This window comes from Syntrophotaleaceae bacterium (assembly GCA_041390365.1).
GTDB lineage: Bacteria > Desulfobacterota > Desulfuromonadia > Desulfuromonadales > Syntrophotaleaceae > JAWKQB01.
Map to the genome: position 1 here is coordinate 63,027 of JAWKQB010000001.1, position 19,519 is coordinate 82,545.

At 58.3% G+C, this 19,519-nt stretch carries 18 protein-coding genes; 16 read left to right on the plus strand and 2 right to left on the minus strand.

What is annotated here, in order from left to right:
* Window positions 1-100 precede the first annotated feature (100 nt).
* The 6 genes from R2940_00295 (at window position 101) to R2940_00320 (ending at window position 6,370) form a co-directional block, all read left to right on the plus strand.
* The gene (locus R2940_00295) at window positions 101-1,432 is read left to right on the plus strand and encodes a radical SAM protein (protein MEZ4598213.1); all 1,332 of its coding nucleotides are present in this window, start codon (window positions 101-103) and stop codon (window positions 1,430-1,432) included.
* Window positions 1,433-1,573: 141 nt separating this feature from the next.
* On the plus strand, window positions 1,574-3,040 hold the full coding sequence (locus R2940_00300) for an ATP-binding protein (GenBank protein MEZ4598214.1): 1,467 nt from the start codon (window positions 1,574-1,576) through the stop codon (window positions 3,038-3,040).
* The gene (locus R2940_00305) at window positions 3,034-3,567 is read left to right on the plus strand and encodes a hypothetical protein (GenBank protein ID MEZ4598215.1); all 534 of its coding nucleotides are present in this window, start codon (window positions 3,034-3,036) and stop codon (window positions 3,565-3,567) included. The genes R2940_00300 and R2940_00305 overlap by 7 nt, the downstream gene beginning before the upstream one ends.
* A 4-nt stretch (window positions 3,568-3,571) precedes the next feature.
* The gene (locus R2940_00310; protein MEZ4598216.1) at window positions 3,572-4,939 is read left to right on the plus strand and encodes a sigma 54-interacting transcriptional regulator; all 1,368 of its coding nucleotides are present in this window, start codon (window positions 3,572-3,574) and stop codon (window positions 4,937-4,939) included.
* A gap of 409 nt (window positions 4,940-5,348) precedes the next feature.
* Window positions 5,349-5,582 (plus strand): hypothetical protein, encoded by a 234-nt coding sequence (locus R2940_00315; protein MEZ4598217.1) that lies wholly within the window; start codon window positions 5,349-5,351, stop codon window positions 5,580-5,582.
* 116 nt (window positions 5,583-5,698) lie between these two features.
* A complete protein-coding gene (locus R2940_00320; protein MEZ4598218.1) occupies window positions 5,699-6,370 on the plus strand; it encodes a TIGR04211 family SH3 domain-containing protein in 672 nt (223 codons plus the stop codon).
* 111 nt (window positions 6,371-6,481) lie between these two features.
* On the opposite strand, the gene R2940_00325 is transcribed toward R2940_00320, so the two are convergent.
* Both R2940_00325 and R2940_00330 read right to left on the minus strand, forming a co-directional pair.
* Window positions 6,482-7,060: an ACP phosphodiesterase gene (locus R2940_00325; protein ID MEZ4598219.1), complete on the minus strand. Its 579-nt coding sequence runs from the start codon at window positions 7,058-7,060 to the stop codon at window positions 6,482-6,484.
* A gap of 39 nt (window positions 7,061-7,099) precedes the next feature.
* Window positions 7,100-8,458 (minus strand): peptidoglycan DD-metalloendopeptidase family protein, encoded by a 1,359-nt coding sequence (locus R2940_00330; protein MEZ4598220.1) that lies wholly within the window; start codon window positions 8,456-8,458, stop codon window positions 7,100-7,102.
* 180 nt (window positions 8,459-8,638) lie between these two features.
* On the opposite strand from R2940_00330, the gene R2940_00335 reads away from it, so the two are divergent.
* The 10 genes from R2940_00335 to R2940_00380 all read left to right on the plus strand — a co-directional run bounded on the left by R2940_00335 (window position 8,639) and on the right by R2940_00380 (window position 19,439).
* A complete protein-coding gene (locus tag R2940_00335) occupies window positions 8,639-8,974 on the plus strand; it encodes a hypothetical protein (protein MEZ4598221.1) in 336 nt (111 codons plus the stop codon).
* Between the two features lie 63 nt (window positions 8,975-9,037).
* Window positions 9,038-10,174, plus strand: a complete 1,137-nt coding sequence (locus tag R2940_00340; GenBank protein MEZ4598222.1) for a M20/M25/M40 family metallo-hydrolase — start codon at window positions 9,038-9,040, stop codon at window positions 10,172-10,174.
* 128 nt (window positions 10,175-10,302) lie between these two features.
* On the plus strand, window positions 10,303-12,837 hold the full coding sequence (gene hrpB / locus R2940_00345) for an ATP-dependent helicase HrpB (GenBank protein MEZ4598223.1): 2,535 nt from the start codon (window positions 10,303-10,305) through the stop codon (window positions 12,835-12,837).
* 69 nt (window positions 12,838-12,906) lie between these two features.
* On the plus strand, window positions 12,907-14,070 hold the full coding sequence (locus tag R2940_00350) for an MFS transporter (GenBank protein MEZ4598224.1): 1,164 nt from the start codon (window positions 12,907-12,909) through the stop codon (window positions 14,068-14,070).
* Window positions 14,071-14,638: 568 nt separating this feature from the next.
* Entirely contained in the window at window positions 14,639-16,039 is a 1,401-nt protein-coding gene (locus tag R2940_00355; protein MEZ4598225.1) for an FIST N-terminal domain-containing protein, read from the plus strand.
* Window positions 16,040-16,111: 72 nt separating this feature from the next.
* Window positions 16,112-16,891, plus strand: coding sequence for a DUF4388 domain-containing protein (locus R2940_00360; protein MEZ4598226.1), 780 nt, complete (start codon window positions 16,112-16,114; stop codon window positions 16,889-16,891).
* A gap of 12 nt (window positions 16,892-16,903) precedes the next feature.
* On the plus strand, window positions 16,904-17,419 hold the full coding sequence (locus R2940_00365; GenBank protein ID MEZ4598227.1) for a hypothetical protein: 516 nt from the start codon (window positions 16,904-16,906) through the stop codon (window positions 17,417-17,419).
* 18 nt (window positions 17,420-17,437) lie between these two features.
* Window positions 17,438-18,016 carry a hypothetical protein gene (locus R2940_00370; protein MEZ4598228.1) on the plus strand — a complete coding sequence of 193 codons (579 nt, stop codon included), beginning with the start codon at window positions 17,438-17,440 and terminating at the stop codon, window positions 18,014-18,016.
* Window positions 18,017-18,058: 42 nt separating this feature from the next.
* The gene (locus tag R2940_00375; GenBank protein ID MEZ4598229.1) at window positions 18,059-18,874 is read left to right on the plus strand and encodes a ParA family protein; all 816 of its coding nucleotides are present in this window, start codon (window positions 18,059-18,061) and stop codon (window positions 18,872-18,874) included.
* Window positions 18,846-19,439 (plus strand): hypothetical protein, encoded by a 594-nt coding sequence (locus R2940_00380; GenBank protein MEZ4598230.1) that lies wholly within the window; start codon window positions 18,846-18,848, stop codon window positions 19,437-19,439. Before R2940_00375 ends, R2940_00380 begins: the two co-directional genes overlap by 29 nt.
* Window positions 19,440-19,519: the final 80 nt, after the last annotated feature.

Here is a 19,519-nt window from a genome sequence, read left to right on the forward strand (position 1 = left end):
GTGGTATGTTAGGGCGCCCAAAACGCTTTGCCAGCTTCAGATCCCGACACCGCCCCCGCCGCCTCCGATTCAGGGATATATCAGGAAAACAGGACATTGCATGCCTCCAGGCAAAACCATACTGGCCGTTCTGGCCGACGACAGAGGAGAGGTTTTCGAACATCCGGACATGCTCATGCTGGGCATGAACGGGCTGTCCGCCCGCCTGCCCCGCTCCGAAGAACTGATCCCGCTGCCCGAGGGGAGCCGGTTGTTCACTATCCCCGGCACCCCTCCCTTGGGGTACGATCCCGGACAAAAGCGCTCCGTCGCCATCGTCAAACTGCCCCGTCGCCTGGGAGGGGGGCGGGCCCAGGCCGTTTCCGCCTTTCTCACGCCCGGCTTCACCCGCACGCTGCTGCCCGCCGCCGACTATCGGCGCAAGCAGGTGCAGCTGCCCCTCTGGGCCTATACGGCCGTGGGCTGGTGCCTGGAAGAAGAGCGTTTTTATGCTGCGGCGGTCCGGGTCGATCGCAACACCCAGTGGCAGCCGGACCATTTCGACGATCAACAGCTCGACCCCCTGGTGCGAAAAGCCCTGCGGGCCGATCCGGACAACCGGCTGCTGGAACAGCTGGCCCGCTGCGCCGTCGATTATCACTGCTTCGCTGCCAAAAACCTCTTTTTCCGGCGCTGGGAAGCCCCGCTTCCCACCTCGCCGGTGTGCAACGCCCACTGTCTCGGCTGCATCTCCCTGCAGGAGGCGCCTGACTGCTGCCCATCCAGCCAGGAGAGGATCACCTTCGTGCCGACCGTCGACGAACTGGCCGGTATCGCCGTGCCCCATCTGAAAACGGCGGAAAAGGCCATCGTGTCCTTCGGACAGGGGTGCGAGGGCGATCCGATACTCCAGGCCGATACCATCTGCGCCGCAGTTCGTACCATGCGCAGCCGGACCTCCCGGGGGACCATCAATTTCAACAGCAATGCGTCCGATCCGGATGCCGTCGAACGGCTGGCTGAAGCCGGGATAGATTCGATAAGGGTATCGATGAGTTCGGTTCAGGAGCGGTTTTATCGGGCCTACCACCGGCCCTGCGGATTCGGGTTTGCGGATGTCATCGAATCGATCCGCCGCGCTAAAAGGGCCGGGCTGTTCACCATGCTCAATTATCTAATATTTCCCGGTCTCACAGATCGTGCCGACGAGGTCGAGGCCCTGCTCGCCCTGGTGGAAGAAACGGGAGTCGACCTGATTCAGATGCGCAACCTGAGCATCGACCCGGAGCTGTATTGGCGGGCGATGGGATGTGAAGGGGAGGGAATGGGAATGGTCGAAATGATGGCCCGGGTCAAGGCACGGATACCGCGGCTGCAGTACGGCTATTTCAATCGTACCCGTGAAAATTTCTTTCCGGAAGGCTTCGAGCAGGACTGGCCCCTCGCCCCCTGAATTGGCAAATTTCCCCTGCCCTGGTAAGAGGGGGCTTTGGGGAAGGGGGTTTTCGGCTCCATCACCCTCATTCCGTCCCTCTCCCGCCGGGAGGGGGTCAGGCAACCCAGGCAATGAGCCTGATAACCACCAGAGTATTCTATGCAAATCTACCGGCCCAAATCCTTCCTGGCTCTGGTGCTGATCGGCTTTGCCGTCGTGGCCACCCCCCTGCTGCTGGCACTGGTCAACGCAGAATTTTTCATGGGGCGCCTTGCCGACCGGAGCAGTCAGGCCATCTACCGGTCGATCGATGTCATTCAGGCCAGCCGCAGCCTGGTTGAGGACCTGGTCGGATTGGAGCGGCGGGCCCGCCAGTATCAGGTCTTGCGAGAGCCTGAGCTGCTTGGGGATCTGGAGCAGACGCACGAGCGACTCGGGCAGACTCTGGAGCATCTTCTGACCCTTCCGCTGGATGAAGACCAGAAGGATCTTCTGCGAAAAATCCGTCAGGAGGAGGACATTCTTTTCCAGAGCCTGCAGTCTCCCCCCTCCAACGGGGAGGAGGTCGACAGCTTGTGGCTGGAAAAATTTGCCATACTCCACAATCTGGCCCGGCAGATTTACGACAACAGCCAGAAACTGATCGTGCAGGAGGTCGAGGCGGTTCAGGAAGCGACCACCCGCGCAAGAAAAATCCTGATCTGGCTGCCTCCCGCTCTGATCCCCCTGACGGTGGCCTTTGTCGTGGTTTTCACGCTGCTGATTGCCAAGCCGATCCGGCAGATCAATCAGGGGATCAACCGTCTCGGGGAAGGCGATTTCAAGTCGCCGATCCGGGTTTCCGGGCCGAGAGACCTCGAATTTCTCGGCCGTAGGCTCGATTGGCTGCGGCTGCGCCTGGGAGAAGTGGAGCGGGAAAAAAGCAGGTTCGTCGCCCATGTGTCCCATGAGTTGAAGACCCCTCTGGCTTCGATCCGGGAAGGATCACAGCTTTTGGTGGAGGAGGCGGTAGGGCCTCTGAGTGAGCAGCAGCGGGAAGTGGCAGGAATTCTTCAGAAAAACAGCCTGCAGTTGCAGAAACTGATCGACAATCTGCTCGGATTCAGCAGGAGCCAGGCCCGCATCGCCCCGTTCCAGCCGGTCACCGTGGACCTTTGCCGGTTGGCGGAAATGGCCATAGCCGACCATCGGGCGGCGATCATGAAGAAGGATCTCGACCTGGAGCTGATTTTAAATCCGGTTCAACTGCCCGGCGATCCGGAAAGGTTGCGAATCGTGGTGGACAACCTGCTGTCCAATGCCGTAAAGTTCGCACCCCAGGAAGGAAAGATCATTTTGACGACCCGAAGCGAAGGACGATCCGCCATTATCGAGGTGGCCGACAGCGGGCCAGGCATTGCCGAGGAAGAACGGGAAATTATCTATCAGCCTTTTTATCAGGGCCGTACACCCTTTGTCGGGCCGGTGAAGGGAACCGGACTTGGGCTGTCCATCGTGAGGGAATACGTGAGGGATCACGGGGGGAAGGTCGAGCAGGTTTCCAGTTCCCTCGGGGGGGCCTGTTTCCGGGTGTCCCTTCCTCTTGGCGAAGGTCATGAAACATCGAGAAAGGTCGAATCGTGTTGAAAGGAAGATATTGGAAATATGTGGCCGCTCTGTCGCTGGCGGGCGCACTGGTTTTGTCGGCATGCGCCGGATCCCGCTGCTGGAAAGAGCCGGTTCTGCCCTTCATCGAAAGCAAGCCCGATGCATCGGATTTGCTGACCGAGTGCCGGCGAGCGGCTACTCTGTCCAAGGAGGAACAGGAAGTTCTGTTGAAGAAACTCCGCAGCGATTATGAAAAGAAAAAAGATCCTGAAACCCGGTTTCAACTCGTCTGTCTGGCGCTTCAGCCCGACCGGGCCCATCAGGACCGCGTGTGGGCCCGGGATTTGTTGAAAACCTATCTGGCACAGAAAGACACCGAGGAGGACCTGGCCGCTTTGGCCTGGTGGCTCGAAATCCTGGTCAACCGGAATCTGGTTATCCAACAGAAACTGGACGAGGAGCGCAAGCGGGCCGATACCTTGGCAGGAAAATTGAAAGCGCTGGAAAATATCGAAAAAATCATTCGCAAAAGGGAAGAGGGGGGATTGACTCCTCCCACGGAATAGACACATGAAACAGGAAAAAAAATACCGTATCCTGCTGGTGGACGACGATGCCGACCTTCTGCGCCTGTTGTCCATCCGCCTGGGAAACGCCGGCTACGAGGTGCATACCGCAGAAAGCGGCGAGGAAGCGATGGCCCGTTTGTCGGTCGTGCGGCCCCATCTGGTTATTTCCGATCTCTGCATGGAGGGCATGGACGGCATGGCATTGTTCGACGCCGTTCGACAGGTCCACGCTTCCCTGCCGGTGATCATCCTGACTGCTCACGGCTCGATTCCCGACGCTGTGGATGCGACCCGCCGGGGGGTTTTCACCTTTCTGACCAAGCCCCTCGACAGCAAGGATCTGCTCAGGGAGATCGAGCGGGCGCTGAATATCAGCGGCGCCGTCGCCGTTCGTGAGGAAAGCGGACAGGATGAGTCGTGGAAGGGTGACATCATCAGCCAGAGCCCGATCATGGCCGACCTGCTGGACAAGGCCAGGCTGGCTGCGGAGAGCGGTTCGGCCGTCCTGATCCGGGGAGAAAGCGGGACCGGCAAGGAAATGCTGGCCAAGGCCATACATCGTGCCAGTTTCCGGGCCGGCCAACCCTTCGTGGCTGTCAACTGCGGAGCGATACCCGATACCCTTCTCGAATCAGAGCTTTTCGGCCATTCCAAAGGGGCCTTTACCGGTGCTCTCAAGGACTATCCCGGATTGTTCCGCTCCGCCCATGGCGGCACCCTGTTTCTGGATGAAATCGGCGACATGCCCCTCGCACTGCAGGTCAAGCTGCTTCGCGTGTTGCAGGAAAAACGGATGCGTCCGGTCGGCTCGGTGGAGAACATCGAAACCGACGTCCGGATCATTTCCGCCACCCATCGCCGCCTCGAAGAGGAAATTGCTGCCGGGAAGTTCCGCGAGGACCTCTACTACCGGTTGAACGTTGTTTCCCTCGAATTGCCCAGCCTCGCCAATCGACGGGAGGATATCCCCCTGCTTTCTCAACACTTTCTGCGGGAACTGGTCAAAAAGTCAGGGAAAAAGCTGGTCGGTTTCGCCCCTGAAGCCATGGAGCTGCTGCTCAATGCTTCCTGGCCAGGGAACGTCAGGCAGCTTTACAATGTTGTCGAACAGGCTGTAGCCCTGTCGACGACCCCGATTATTTCATTAACGCTGCTTTCCGACGCCATTCATGAAAACAGGGAGAATATTCCGTCCTTTAGCGAAGCCCGGCGCAAGTTTGAACAGGAATACCTTGTGCGCTTGATGAAAATTACCGGCGGCAATGTGACCCATGCCGCCCGCCTTGCCGGCCGCAACCGGACAGAATTCTACAAACTTCTGCGCCGCCACCACATTCTCCCCACCCTTTTCAAGGCCTCAAGCGCCTGAAACAGAATTAACTGTCGCCGATAAGCGACACTTGGTTTCATCCGCGCCCGGCCGCTTTTGGGCATCCGCTGCGCAAACCGTAAATGGTTCATATCGCGAAGATTTTGATCCCTGGGCCAACTTGAAGTCTGCAATTATCGAAAATTTGCTTCGATTTCCTATTTCTCCCGTCACAATTTTGCAACTCCGGCAGACTCCTGAGTCGAACCAGCGTTTGTTCTCGGTCGCCTCAAGGTGACATTTTTTTTGATCCAAGGCTAGGGGATGGCGCAGTTTTCCGTTCCAAGGCTTCAAGTTCCGGATTCCTGTAAATAAATTTGATGGCATGGACATTGCTATATAAATCTCGGTCGTTGCCTGGAAAATTTCCGTTCAGGCGTTATTCATACTGCTGCGGGAGGTTGGTTGGATGTCTACTGTTCCTTATGAAGAAAAAGAAGGTCTCAAGAGTCCTTATCGGACATTGTTGATCCTGTTCTGGGGAATGCTCATGGCCCTTGCGGCTCTGGCAGGACAGATGAGTGGATCCGATGATTTTCTGCCTGGCCAGTCGTCGGTTGCCGCGGGAAACCGCCCCCGCCTGGAAAAGGCTCAGACCCTGCAGGAAAAGCCCGCCCGCACAATGCCCTTTTCAGGGTATTAAATTATCGAGGCTTTCTATATAATCCTGGCTGAAGAGTAAACCACAGAAGATCTTGCGGCTTATAACTTTCTCCCCAAGAATATCCGGATTTGCCCCCGGTAAGGAGGTTCACATCAATGCGTTTGGTTCTGTCCTGCTGTTTTCTGGTCTCGTTGCTGTTTCTCCCGATCAGCCAGTCCCTGGCGGCAACTCAATATGTTTCGGATGAGATTACGATCCTCCTTCGGCGCGGTCCCGGAACGGAATACAAGATTCTCAAGACCCTGCAGACCGGAGCCAGCGTGGAGGTTCTGGAGGAGGGGAGCCAGTACTTTCTTGTCCGGTCTCAGGACGGTACCGAGGGTTATGTGCTGCGTCAGTATCTGACCACGGAACTGCCCAAATCGATGGTCATCGCCCGTTTGAATGAGGAAAAGGAGCGCTTGCAAAGCACTATAGACGACATTAAAAGGGGAGCCGGCACCTGGGTCGATGAGAAACAGGAGCTGCAGCGGCAACTCGTCGAACTGCAGCAATCTTTCGAGAGCGAGAAGAACAAGCGATTGGAGGTAACCCGGAGCTACGAAAGCCTGCAGGCGGGAGCGCGCAACGTGACCGAGCTTGTCAGCGAACGGGATCGGCTGCAGGCGGAAACGGAACGACAAGCCGAGGAATTGAAGAAGCTGCGCCAGGAAAACGAGAGCATGCTGCGCAGGGCCATGGTCAACTGGTTTCTTGCCGGAGCAGGCGTGCTGTTTGTCGGCTGGTTCATGGGCAAGCGGTCCCGCCCGAAAAAGCGCGGCTTCTGACCTGGAAAACTAAGGAAAGACGCATTATCAAAGGGGGACCTCCTTCGGGAGGTCCCCCTTTTTTTAACGGCACCAGGCACAAAGACCGGGCGGGTTTGATCCGGCTGTTTTTTATGAGAGACGTTCGTCCCTGTGCCTGACGGCATCGTCAATGAAGCCGGCAAAATCCAATTCCAGTCCGCGATACTGGCGCATCAGCTCGTGGAAGCCCCTTGCCAGGGGAGTGGGGCGGGACATGCGGGCGTCGATGCGGCACAGAATTCCGTCCAGTGTGGCGGTTTCCCCGGACGCAACCAGCCAGTCGGCGGCCACCATGCGGGGTGCAACCTTCTGCAGGGCGGCGGGCAGAACAGGCCGGTGCTCCGCCAATAGCCGGTAAATCTCCTCAGCGAAGATTTTCAGGGGAATTTTCGAATAAGAGGGCCAGTTTTTGGCCAGAAAGTGGTCATAGACCACGTCAACCATGATGCTCCGAAAATGACGGAAGGACGGGCAGAGTCTCTGCCTGCTGTGACGAAACCTGGCGTTGGTCTGGGCAAAGCGGTCCAGCTGGCGGTGCTGCTCCAGGCCCCGCCGGATTTCGGGGGGATAACGGTCATCCAGCGGGCCTTTGACGAAATCCCCCATCAGGGCGCCGAGCCGGCAGCCGGGTGTGGCGTCGGCGAGGTAGAGGTGAACAAGATGGTTCATGTTTTCAGCACTGGTGCCGCACCTGTTTAAACCCCATCTTCAGTTTTCGACCTTTTCCTCAGGCGCTAACGACTCGATTTCCGCCTGCCTGGCCAGGGCTTTGCGCGTTTCCGGAGCCACCGGGTTTTCCAGCTGTGCCAGCAAGGGTTGGATGGAGGCTTTATAGGCCTTCATGTTGGCCTTCGAAATGGGGGCATCTGGGGTTTTTTTCAGTTTGTTCGGGTTGATGGGCTTGCCGTTCTTGGTCATGCGGAAGCACAGGTGAGGACCGGTCGCCAGGCCGGTGCTGCCCACGTATCCGATGATCTGGCCCTGGGCGACCCTTTTCCCCGTCTTCATGTTTCTGGCAAAGCGGCTCATGTGCAGATAGAGACTTTCGATGCCGTTGGCATGGCGAAGCTTGATGAAGTTGCCGTTGTATTTTGTGTAGCCGCTCCTGATGATGGTGCCGTTGCCGATCGCCTTGATAGGAGTGCCGGTAGGCGCTGCATAGTCGATGGCGGGGTGGGCTTTCCAGGTTTTGGTGATGGGGTGGAAACGGCGCAACGAAAAGCCGGATGAGATGCGGCTGAAGGACAGGGGAGCCCGCAGAAAAGCCTTACGCAGGCTTTTTCCCTTCCTGTCGTAGTAGGCGGCTTTTTGATCCCCATCCTTGTAGAGGAAGGCCTCGAAGGTTTCCCCCTGGTTGGTGAAGGTGGCTGCCAGGATCCGACCATAACCGGCCGGGTTGCCCTCCCGGAAGCGTTTTTCCACCAGAACCTGGAAGCTGTCACCTGGATGTATATCCCGGATGAAATCCACATCCCAGGCGAAGATGTCGGCGAGGTTGATGGCCAGGATCTCACTTTCACCCGTGCCCACGACCGCATCGAAAAGGTTGGACATGATGGTGCCGCTCACCACCTCTTCCCGAGTCGTATAGGGGATCGGCTCCCGTGCCACCTCGAATCCCTCTTCGCCCTGTCTGATAATCAACAGATCGTCTCTGTCGATGTCGTATTCAAGACTTTCGAAAGACCCGCCGAGCAGGGAAAGACGGTAATTCTGCCCCGCACACAATTTGGACAGGGGAAAGACATCTTTGCACTCCTGGCCGAGGTTGTGTATTTCCTGAGGGGTGAACAGGTGGCCAAGCAGGGAAGTAATGGTTTCTCCCGGCTGAATGGCCCCTTCCACCACTTCCCGTCTGATTTCCGGTTCAAGGGCCTGCTCCCTTGCAGGTTCCACGATCTCCGGCGGCTCTTCCATCGTTTCCTGTCGTGGGATCATGAAAAACAGTCCGCCGGCCAGAAGCGAAAAAACCAGAAGCGGCGCTGCAATCCGTCGCAGGGAGAGAGATCGCCTTGCCCGGGGCTGGTTGCTGAGACTGGATTTTTTGGGCTTGAAATCGAAATTCATTTATAACCTCTGAAAAAAATTCAGCCCGGACTATTCATGAATGTTGCTGCGACCGTTATCGGATCGGTCGGGTCAGCCGTTTCCGCTCCCCATTGAATGGGCGCGCTGCGAGTACTTGCTGCGCGAGCCGGAAATGTCCTGTTCCAGCCAGCACGCTTGCCGGTTTCGCAGGGAAACCACATGAATAAACCGGGCTTACCGTTCAGGTCGGACGAATCCGTCCCTGAACCCTCCTCTCATCAAACCGGGGTGATTCTAACAGGCCCACCCTTGCTTTGTCCAGTCGCAATGTTTTTTCTGATGAGCGTTGATTTTGCGCTGGAAAAGGGGATAGAAAACTCTGCCGGGAGGCGCTCTTCCGCGCCGTCAATCGCTTGCTGCCCGGTGCCGGCCAGTGCGAGGGGCAATGCCTTTTCCCGGCTGCCTGCCGGGATCGGCGAAGGTGCTTTTGTCTTTCCGATAAACCAGGATTTTTACGCTGATCCGCTTGCCCTGTTCGGCGGTCATTGCCAATGACCGGAAAATCCATTATCTTTGCTTGTCGTCAAAAGCGCTTCAACAGGAGACAGGATCCGACCGATGATCAACAAGGAACGAATTGCCGGCGAATTTTCGCGGCTGGCCGCCATTTCCAGCCCCGCTTTTCACGAGGGAGCCATATCCCGCTATCTGGCGGAGCGCCTGGAGCGCCTCGGCGGAACAGTCCATTTCGATGATACGGGGGAGAAAATCGGCAGCGAGAGCGGCAATCTGTTTGCATTTTTTCCCCCAAACGGCAAGGACGGAAATCCTTTGCTGTTTTCGGTGCACATGGACACTGTGGGGCCGGCGGAAAACGTCTGTCCGGTCCTGAAGGATGGGGTCTTTACCAGTGCCGGCGAGACGATTCTCGGCGCCGACGACAAGGCGGGAATCGCCGAACTCATTGAGGCTCTGGAAGTCGTCCGGGAGCAGGGCATTGCCCACGGACCGATCGAGGTGGTGATCACGGTCTGCGAGGAGGTCGGACTGCTCGGCGCCAAACATCTGGATTCCCGGCGTCTGAAAGCCAGGCGGGGATTCGCTCTCGACACGCAGGGTGTGGACAGGCTGATCCGTACCGCACCGGCCGCCAACAAGATGCGATTCGAAATCACCGGTCGGGAGTCTCATGCCGGAATCGCGCCGGAAAAAGGTGTTTCTGCCATTGCCGTGGCCGCCAGGGCCATCTCGACCATGCGCCTGGGCCGGATCGACAGCGAAACCACGGCCAATATCGGCACCATTCAGGGCGGCCAGGCAACCAATATCATCCCCAGGAGCGTGGTCATGGAGGGGGAGGCGCGCAGCCACGATCCGGAAAAACTGACCGCCCAGACCGAGCATATGGTTGCCTGCTTCACAGAGGCCGCCCTGCAGTCGGAGCAGGTCATCGACGGGGAAAGAGTGGCCGTGACGGTCCGCAGCGAGGTCCTCAACGACTACCCCCACATGGCGGTCGCGGTCGACAGCCCGGTCGTGCTGCTTGCAGCCAAAGCCGCCGAAAGGCTGGGCAGAATTCTCGACATCAAAGACGGAGGCGGAGGGAGCGACGCCAACATTTTCAACGACTACGGCATCGAAACGGTCATCCTCGGCACCGGCATGACACGGGTCCATTCCGTTGAGGAAAGCGTCTCGGTAGCCGACATGGTCCGGGTGGCGGAACTGCTGGTGGAGATTATTCGGGTGGCTTGAGAGGGGCGCCGATCGGCCGGACCACCAGATACGAGGGCAGACACACAGGTCTGCCCCTACAGGGCCGGGACGTTTATTGTAGGGGCGGACCCGTGTGTCCGCCCGAATCCGTTATATCCAGGAAATTCATGACGTTATCCTTCCCCCCGCTCCCCATCGACCCGCTCCTCCCCGATCTCCGTCAGGCTCTGGCCGACCATAACGCCGTCGTCCTCCAGGCCGAGCCGGGGGCAGGGAAGACCACCCGGGTTCCCCTGGCGCTGATGGCCCAGTCCTGGCTGGCCGGGCAGCGTATCTGGATGCTCGAGCCGCGGCGGCTTGCCGCCGCCCATGCCGCCCGGTACATGGCCCGGCTGCTGGGGGAGCCGGTGGGTGAACGGGTCGGGTACGCGATCCGTTTCGAACGCCGGGTTTCGCCAAGAACCCGCGTCGAGGTCATAACCGAAGGGCTCCTGACCAGGCGTCTGCAGAATGACCCCCTGCTGGAGGGGGTCGGGCTGGTCATTTTCGACGAATTCCATGAGCGTAACCTGCACAGCGATCTGGCCCTCGCCCTCTGTCGGGACATCCAGCAGGGCCTGCGCGAAGATCTCAGGCTGCTGGTCATGTCCGCCACTCTCGATGCCGAGCCCGTCTCGGACCTTTTGGGAGGAGCACCTTTGTTGACCAGCCGGGGACGCAGTTTTCCCGTGGCCGTCCGTTATCTGGAACGGGAGCCGCAAGGCAGGCTCGCCGACTATACGACCGGAGCAATTTTACGGACTCTTGCCGACTCCGAGGGCGACCTGCTGGTTTTTCTGCCCGGTGTCGGGGACATCCGCCGCTGCCAGGAACAGCTGCAGGGAACCGTCGCGGAGGGGGAAACCTTGATCTGCCCTCTCTACGGAGACCTGCCTTTCGACGACCAGCAGAAAGCCCTGCGCCCGGCCGACCGGCGCAAGATCGTGCTGGCCACCAACATCGCCGAAACCAGTCTGACCATCGAGGGAGTCAGGGTGGTGATCGACAGCGGATTCATGCGCCGGCCTCGTTTCGATCCGGCCTCCGGCCTCGAGCGCCTGGAAACGGTGCGGATTTCCCGGGCCAATGCGGAGCAACGGGCAGGGCGCGCGGGCCGATTGGCTCCCGGAATCTGTCTGCGGCTCTGGCCGGAAGCCCGGCAGGGTGAACTTCTCTCTTTTTCTCCTGCCGAGATTCGCAGCGCCGATCTGACCGGACTGGTTCTGGAGCTGGCCCGGTGGGGGACCCCCGATGCCCATCAGCTGGCCTGGCTGGACCCGCCGGCCGAAGGGGTTTTGAAGCAGGGACGGGATCTTCTGGTTCTGCTGGGCGCACTGGATGAAGCCGGACGGATCACTCCCGCGGGGGAAACGATGGCCGCCCTGCCGATCCACCCCCGCCTGGCTGCTCTGTTGCGGGCCGGGGAGAGGCTCGGGCAGGTGGGACTGGCCTGCGATCTGGCGGCCCTGCTGTCTGAGCGGGATCCCCTGGCAGGGCGTGAACAGGCTCCCCATCGCACCCGGTGCGATCTGCTTGAGCGTCTTGAACTCCTGGACGATTGGCGCAGTGGTCGTACGAATTCTGCGGCAGGAGGGAAGGCAGAATCTCTTCGCCCGGTCGAGCGTGCCGCCCGATACTGGCGGGAGCAGTTGGGGGCGGAAAACGCCGGCAGCAGCAGGCCGGCCGACGAAGATATGGTCGGCCGATTGCTGGCGGCCGCCTATCCTGACCGGATCGGGCGAAAAAGGGCGGGCACCCTTGACCGCTATCATTTCAGTGGCGGGCAGGGAGGCCGGATTTCGCCCCGCAGCGGGGTCGGGGAGGCGGATTTTCTGGTGGCGGTCACCATGAGCGGCGGGGATCGGGGGGACGGCTCGATTCAGACCGCCTGTTCCCTCACCCCGGACATTATCGAGCAGGAATTCGGCCCGCGGCTCGTTTGGGACCGAAGGGTGGAGTGGGATCGGGAGCAGGAGCGGGTTGTCGCTCGGGAAGAGCGGAAGCTTGGTGCGCTGATTCTAACCGTACGGCCGGTCATAGCCGGGTCGGGGGAGTCTCTGGCCGCCCTTCTGACGGGTCTTCGTCTTCTGGGTCTCGAAACCCTTGGCTGGAGCGATGCATCCAGGCAGGTGGCGAACAGGATCAAGTTCCTGGCCCGCACTTTTCCCGAACAGGACTGGCCCGATTGCAGCGAAGAGGCCATTCTTGCCGATGTCGAAAATTGGCTGGCACCTTTTCTTGCCGGTGCCCGCAGCCGGGCCGACCTGGAACTCATCGACCCGCTGCCGGCCCTGCTGGGTCGCCTCGACTGGCGCCAGCAGCGGCGGCTGGAAGAGCTTGCCCCGACTCGTCTCAAAGTCCCCAGCGGCCATTTCTGCAATCTGTCATATCCCGGTCAGGGGGCGCCGGTTCTGGCGGTCAAACTGCAGGAGCTTTTCGGATTGGCCGAGACGCCGCGGGTGGCCGGGGGGCGGGTTCCGGTCCTCATTCACCTGCTTTCCCCCGCCCGGCGTCCGGTTGCGGTAACCGCCGACCTGCAGAGCTTCTGGCAGCAAGGCTACCCCGAGGTCAGGAAGGAACTGGCCGGTCGTTATCCCAAGCATCCCTGGCCGCAGGATCCCTGGAAGGCTTTGCCGACCCGTTTCGTCAAACGGAGAAATTGAAGTATCCTTTGCAACAGGAGCCTGCCGGGTTCCCGGCGATCCCTGTTTTCCCTTAAATCGAGGCACGGTGTGGCCCCTCCGAACAGCACTCCCCTCTACAGTTGGCCGTTTTTGTGTATGGCTCTGGGAAATTTTTCCTCAAGCGCCAGCTTCAGCGTGTTTTTTCTCTTTCCGCTGATCATCGAGGATTATGGCGGCTCCGAGGCGGACATCGGGCTGATCATGGGTATCTTCGTTCTTGCCTCCACCCTCTCCCGGCCATGGATTTCGGACATGGTCGATCGTATCGGCCGTAAAAGGAGTTTCACCGTCGGCTCCCTGTTGATGACCCTGCTGCCGTTTTTTTATCCGGCCGGCGATCTGGAGCTGAGCATTATCTATCTGCCCCTGCTGGCGTTGCGCATCGTGCATGGCATCGGCCTGGCTCTCTGTTTTACCGCCGCCTTCACCTATGTGGCCGACATCGTACCCGCTACCCGGTTGAACGAGGGGATCGGCATGTTCGGAATCTCCGGCCTGGTCGGGATAGCGGTCGGCCCTCTGCTGGCCGAAGCGGCTCTCAATCGCTACGGCGCTTCGGGTTTTTTCCTGAGCGCTTCCGCCCTGGCTGTTGTCGGTCTGATATGCCACCTCCCTTTGAGGGAAACCCTGCCGCAAGGATTGGAGGCCGGCAGGATGACCTTCTTCGCCGTGCTGAGGCAGCCAAGAATGCTGCTGGTCACGGCCCTGGCAGTGCTGTTCGGTTTCGGCCTGACAGGTTCCGGGAATTTTGTCGCGCCCCTGGCCGAGCATCGCCACATCTCCTTTGCGTCTCTCTTTTTCATCTCCTATTCCGCCTCGGCTGTTACCATCCGATTGTTCGGCGGCCGGCTGGCCGATCGGGTCGGTGAGCACCGTGTCGTGCCCTATGGGTTCGCCATCGCCGGAGTCGGTCTTTTTGTCCTGGTTCTGGTGACCAATCCGGTTTTACTGGCTCTGGCAGGGCTGGCTGCCGGTGCCGGGCACGGCCTGCTCTTTCCCACACTCAACAGCTGGGCTGTGCGCAGCCAGCCGCCAGCCCTGAGAGGCAAGGTCACCGGCATCTACACCGGGGCACTGGACGGCGGCAATTTCGCCGGCTCCGTCCTGCTGGGTTTTATCGGCGAATGGGCCGGCCTGTCGGTGCTTTTTCTGTGTGCTGGGGCCGCATTGTGGGCAGGACTGCTGGTTCTGAAGGTTTCCCGCCGCGTTTGACCTGAAATATGTCCCTCCACGTACTAATCAATGATGGCGGAACCTTGCCGTAGGCTTTCAGCAACCTCTGTCCCGTCCCCCGCCTATAGATTACACTCATAAAAAGATGTGAATTATTAATCCTGGTATGCAATTTGCAAATCACGTGGATTGAAAAGCCGGTACGGATGAAACGCTGTTTTTTTCCCGTTGTCGTTTCCTCAAATCCCGACCCGCTTTTTAATTGGAAACCCTTGGTACTCTTTCTTCACCTCGCCGGTTTTTAAGGCTTCCAGCCATTTTTAAAACGGTGAATCCAGGGTCATGGCCTTGACACCGATGTTATAACAGGTGGTCAAGACTTTGACGGAAATAATTAATAATTGAAGCTTCATTCTGGGGCGGACGGTTCATTCGGTTCCGCCATCCGATTCGGTTGGAAGAAAGTTCCGATTTAATGAAAAGAGAAAAACCGTTAAAACAATCTTTGGTAGGGCGGAACCAGAATTGGCACCGCTGACCGGAGGCAGATCAACCTTCGGTCTCTGCAAAATTATCAGGTGGAGTGCATTAATCAGGAGGTGTTTTTATGGCTGGTAAAATTCGTCAGATGATCGACACCATCATGGAGCAAAAGGCCAAGGACAACCCTATGATGGAAAGGGTTATCAAGGCCAAGATGATTCTTAAAGGGATCAATCCCGTCCGCTACACGGATCAGTCGGAGGATGACCCGGCCATCATTTCCCAACTCGAGAGCATGATGGCCACCCTGGGCGCTGCCGCGACTCCGTCTTCGACAGCGGCAAGCAGGCCGGCACCCATGCCTGCGGCAGCTCCGGCCGGACCTTCAACGTCTTCCCGGATCAGCAAAAGCGCAAACGCAAGGATCAAGACGGGCTACTCCACCAATCCCTTCACTCCCGCCTGCATTGGGGAAATCCGCAATCAACTGGCGGAAGTGGATCCCTCTCTGGTCATTTTCTTTTCGTCGACCAAACATGCCCCGGCGGTGGTCAGCCGCCAGATGCAGTCCGCTTTTCCAAAAGCGAAAGTCATCGGTTGCTCCACTGCGGGGGAAATTGTCTCCGGCCACATGCTGACCGACTCCATCGTGGCCATGGGGTTTTCTGCCGAAGCCGCCGGCAACTGCGAAATCCAGATTATTGAAAACCCTGCCAGCCGAGAGAGCATCGAGGCAGCCTGTAAAAAATTCGAGTCCCATTTCGGTGAATCCATGGCCGCCATGGATCCTTCGAGCTATGTGGGCATACTGCTGATCGACGGTTTAGCCGGAGCCGAGGAAGGGTTCATGGCGAATCTCGGCGACCTTACCAACGTCAACTTTATCGGCGGCTCCGCCGGCGATGACCTGAAGTTTTCCGGAACCCATCTGTATGCCCAGGGAAAAAGCCATACCGGTGCCGCAGTTATCGCTCTTTTGAAACCCGGCATCCGCTTCTCCTTCATCAAAACCCAGAGTTTCCGTTTGGTCGGAAAAACTCTGCGGGTCACCAAGGCCAACGAGTCCAGCCGCGAGGTGCTGCAGTTCAACGACAAGCCTGCCGTTGAGGCTTATGCCGAGGCCATCGGCGTACCCGTCGGCGAGCTGAGCCAGCGTTTCATGCGCAATCCGATCGGATTGATTATCGAGGGGGAGCCCTACGTCCGCAGTCCTCAGCAGGTGAAGGGCGGGTCCGTTTGCTTCTATTGCGGAGTGAAGGAGGGAATGAAGCTCTCGCTGCTGGAGTCCACGGACATCATCGCCGATACGCGCAATGCCATCGCCCAGGCGGAAAAAGACCTCGGCGGGCTGTCAGCGCTGATCGATTTCGACTGTATTCTGCGGACACTGGCTCTGCGCAATGAGAAATTGACCGGCGAGTACGGAAAACTTTTCGAAAAAGTTCCCACAATCGGTTTCAGCACCTACGGCGAGCAGTATATCGGGCATATCAACCAGACGGCCACCATGCTCGCCTTCGGCTAGAGGAAAATTTGGCATGGATCGATACCGTGCCTAACGTCAACCTGTCTCAATCAACCATGAGGACGGTAAGCCATGTCTGTTCTCTTTGATAAAAAAGATATTCCGGGTGATCCCGGCAATCGCAATCTTCAGGGCAGCCTTTCCCTGACTACGGTCAGCGACCTGCTGCAGTTTCTCGCCGCCAGCGACAAGCGCGGGGGGGTGAAGATCGTTCGTCCGTCGGGAGACGAAGAGGGAACCATCTATTTCGGCAAAGGCAAGGTCCTTTCAGCCGAGTCCGGCGGACGGGCAGGGCTGGAATGCTTTGCCTACCTGCTGACATGGAAGGAAGGGACTTTTCAGTTTCTGCCGGGGGTCATACCTTTGGAGACAACCATCGGTCTGCCCGTTCAGCACGCCATTCTTGAAGCCGTGGTCATGCAGGAGAATCTGACCAACCATTATGCATCGAACAGTCAGCCAGAGAACGAGGAAGGGAGTAGTCACATGGAACAGGGGCCAAGGGAATCAACGGAAGTATTGAACGACCTGCTTGAAATCTCCGGCATCGATGCGGTGGTGGTGGTAGGTCGCGACGGCTTTGTCATCGAATCCGCCGGCAGCAGCGCCCGGGTCAATATCGATGAGCTCGGCGGGTCTCTCGCCCACGCCATCAACAGCATGGAGGAGATGGGCAACGAACTGAACATCAACCGCTTTCAGGACATGTTCATCGAATACGGCCGCGCCGTCATCCTGTGCAAGCCGGTTGGAGACGCCATCGCCGCCATCATCACACCGGACGCCTCGAAGCTGGGGATCATCCGCCACAAGACCAAAAAGCTTTTCCAAGAGCTGAGCCTGTCTTTCTAGGAGGAAACAATAATGCCTCTAAATCTCGATTTTACCTTTGACGATAACACCTATCGCCATTTTCTCAACGGGCACGCGGTGGTCATGCATTCCCACCACTACCTGACCCTCATCACCAAGCTGGCGGAGGATCTGGAAAGCATCGGCGGCCCGCAAATTCTGGCCGACACCGTTGAAGATACCATGCTTGCCCTGTTTCTCGATTACTTTCAGAAAAACGGTATCGGCATTCCCGAGGAAAAAGCGGAGATCTGCCGGGAATATTTCGCCACCTTCGGTCTGGGAAAGATGCATATCGAGGCGCAGGAAAAAGGTGGCGAAGTACAGTTGAGCCGTTCCCATATCGATGAAGGCTGGCTCAAAAAATGGGGAAAACATGAAAAGCCGATCAACCATTTCACCCGCGGCTACGTGGCCGCTGCCTTTGCCGCCATTTTCGACCGCCCCGCCAGGAGTTTTTCGGTCGCTGAAACCGAAAGCATCGCGGCCGGAGGAAGCCAGACTGTTTTCGTCGCCCAGGCGGCATGACAAGGAGGACGGATTATCATGACCGTAATGCGTAATGATGTGGTGAAAGCCCTTGCCAAAGTCAAGGTGCACAGCGATGAGGAGGGATTGATTCCGGAATATGAAGTTCTGGTCAATCTGCTTCCCGTATCCCTTTTGAATACTTTTACCGAGAGAATCCTGGCAGCAGCTCCCGAGCTCAAAGAAGATATCGAGGCCGGGCTCATCAGAGCGGCCTACGAATGCGGCTACCATACCGGTTGCGGCATCATCACCTCGGAAATCTTCAGCGATGTCGTCATGCCGATGGTGACCGAAGGGGCCAAGGATATCCTGCGCGGCGCCTTTGCGGCCTTTACCGCCTGGGGCTGGGCCAAATCGGGTATCGTGCAGCTGAAGGAAGGGGAAAGGATGACGGTCCGCGCCTTCGATTATTACGAGCAGGACAGCAACGGCGAAGGGTTGCGGGCCTATATGCTGCGTGGTCTGAATCAGGCCTTCATGGATCTGGCCTATGCCGATCCCTATCCGGACGGCATGGATACCTTTGTCTGCCGACAAACCAAAGGAATGGAAGTCGGTGATGAATACGGAGAATTTATCGTAACCCGCAAGTGACCGGCGGATCCGATGGACGCATGAATTCCGAATGGTGTTTATATGACTAACATTATTTCCATTGTCAGTGCCAAAGGCGGCACGGGGAAAACCACCGTTTCCCTGAATCTGGCCGTCGCCCTGGCCGAAGCCGGCGATCCGACCCTGCTGATGGATGTCGATCCTCTCGGCGCCATCGGTTTTTCGCTGGCCAGAAGCGACACCGAATGGCGGGGACTGGCGGAACACATCGTTGAGGAGATCCCCATTGACGAGGTGATCATCCAGACCAAGCTGCCCAATCTGTCGATCCTGCCCCGGGGGTGTCTGGATCCTCTCGATATCGATGTTTACGAAAATGTTCTGCGGTGCTCTTCCTCCCTGCAGGATATTCTTACGACGATCGGCAACCGTTACCGTTACATCATCATCGATACCCCTTCGGGGTTGGGGCCTGTGACCCGGGCCGCCCTCGCGGTCAGCAACTATACCCTGCTCCCTTTGCAGGCGGAACCCCTGGCCCTGCGGGCGATATCCCAGACCTTGCGGGTGCTGCAGCATGTGAAGGAGGAAGAAAACGAGAAGCTGGAACTTCTCGGCATTCTTCCAACCATGGTGCAGCTTGACCGGGATGTTTCCTTTTCGGTCATGAATGCCGCCTGGTCTTCCCTGGCGGCGGTCATGGAGACCTACATTTCCCGGGCGGATATCTTTCACTTGGCCAGCGAGAAGGGGTTGCCCGTTTCCTTTCTTCCGGGCAAATATCCTCCGGAAGCCATGCGGTTCGAGCTCTTGGCCGCTGAAATAAAAACCCTTATCCAGAATCTTGGTGGTAGCACGGGAGACGAGGATGACAGACCGCAACGCGAGCTCATATAATCTGCAGGACGCCAAAAAAATACTCGCCACGCTCCTGCCCAAAAACCAGAAAAAGCCTCAGGAGGAAGAACTCCGGGAATCCCACGGCTACGTACGCCTGTCGCAGAAGATCGCGGTACGACCGGACCGGACCCCGATGCCGGAGCCTGCCGTTGCCAAAGAGGAGGCCGGGCTGGACGAACAGCTCCCCATGCCGGAAAAGTTCACTTCCTGGGAAGACTGCATCTCCTGGTGCATGCAGGCAACCCGCGCCGAAGCCGCTTTTGTCGTCGATTCCCAGGGCTTTATCATCGCCGTTCGCGGGCGCGCCCCTTCCCACGGGTTTGAATGCACTGGTGCCGAGCTGGTCTATTCCATGGACCAGTTGGAGCGGATCGATCCCGAAGCCGGAAAGCTGAACTGGATCGACCTCGATTACAACAAGCGCCGGGTCGTGGGCTTCGTCACCCCCCAGGAGGAGGGGGAATATTTCATCATCGGGATGATCAGCCCCGATTCCTCCTATAATACCCGCAGGCACTCGATTTCCCGTCTGATTCTGGCAAGTCTGGGGACGATCAACTAGTGACTGCATGGGGCAACAGGTAACCCGGGAAAGGCCTCACCGCCACGGTCAGTAGCGGTATCGGGGTCGAAAAGGTTTTT